This is a genomic window from Endozoicomonas sp. ONNA2 (assembly GCF_024606365.1).
Classification (GTDB): domain Bacteria; phylum Pseudomonadota; class Gammaproteobacteria; order Pseudomonadales; family Endozoicomonadaceae; genus Endozoicomonas.
Genome location: NZ_JAHHPO010000546.1, coordinates 1 through 1040, shown reverse-complemented (window position 1 = coordinate 1040; position 1040 = coordinate 1). Strand labels below are relative to the sequence as shown.

Sequence of the window (1040 nt, the reverse complement as noted above, 5' to 3'; positions counted from 1 at the left end):
CTTACCAGCTTGGTGGGCTGGTTTGGCTGGGTTCACAGAATAGTTACAGGCGTTGTTACGAATTGCTGCGGTATGGAATATCCCGGTTGCCTGTAACCAGAGTTCGGCGGATTATATATTCTCGTCAGACCTGCTTGGACAATCTCATCACCGACAGATTCCGGATTATGACAGTTATCTACAGCAAAGAACGCTGTGAATGGTTCAAAGAAAGCACAAAGGCCCTGGAGCAAAGGCCTTTGGCAAAAACAATCCGGGAAGGTGATGAATGCGTTACGCCAGACAAGATTGGCTGAATAAGCTTTGTTGGTAGTGTCAGTATTCAAAAACAGTCAATAATCAGAGCTGTCATTACCATCTCTGCCCATTGGACCAAGACTGAAACTCGAAGGTCCGTACTGGCGGCGTTTTTTGTAGGTTACCTTGGGCTCAGCGTTCCCATGGCGATCTTCCTGCACCGCTGGCCTGCAGTTCATAGCGCCGCTAATAGAGCTGTTGTTACCGCTGCGATAGCTCTGGCCACCGGACGAAAATCTGCGAACAGGCTGTTTGGTCACCGTTGGCTGAAAAACGGAAACAGGCGTCTGTTCATACCGGTCTCTTTCTGATTCCCGGTCAGACAGCAGCTCACTGTGCTGGACAGAACTTTCTTGCATATTCAAGCGCATGCGATAGGGATGGCCGTAACCTCTGCGACGGCGCGGCTTGTGGTCTTTTGGTTCTGGTGGCTTCAAGCCGGTGAACTGCTCGTATATGGTTGTGTATATATATTTGCTCATAACTACCTCCTGTTCATCCTCTCCCGGAAATGGATACGATGACTTTATTTGGTTGAATGTTAGACGAACCCATTTTCGGTATGAATAGGTAACACTACTTACAGCTTGCAACTTAAAGCTTACAGCTTATACAGCTTGCAACTTTCTAAATAACCGATCACAGACGATCTGAATAACCGGTCACAGACGATAACAGTATAATGTCAGAGTCGTTAATTATCTTAAAAAATAAAGCTTAAAAAGAATTGACAGAAACAAAGA

At 46.2% G+C, this 1040-nt stretch carries 2 protein-coding genes; one reads left to right on the top strand and one right to left on the bottom strand.

Annotation, left to right across the window (positions count from 1 at the left end):
• Nucleotides 1-167: 167 nt before the first annotated feature.
• Complete coding sequence (locus KDK14_RS09575) at nucleotides 168-296, top strand: hypothetical protein (RefSeq protein WP_257264876.1); 129 nt, start codon at nucleotides 168-170, stop codon at nucleotides 294-296.
• Nucleotides 297-332: 36 nt separating this feature from the next.
• Here KDK14_RS09575 and KDK14_RS09570 read toward each other — a convergent pair whose 3' ends face one another.
• The gene (locus tag KDK14_RS09570) at nucleotides 333-779 is read right to left on the bottom strand and encodes a hypothetical protein (RefSeq protein WP_257264875.1); all 447 of its coding nucleotides are present in this window, start codon (nucleotides 777-779) and stop codon (nucleotides 333-335) included.
• Nucleotides 780-1040 lie beyond the last annotated feature (261 nt).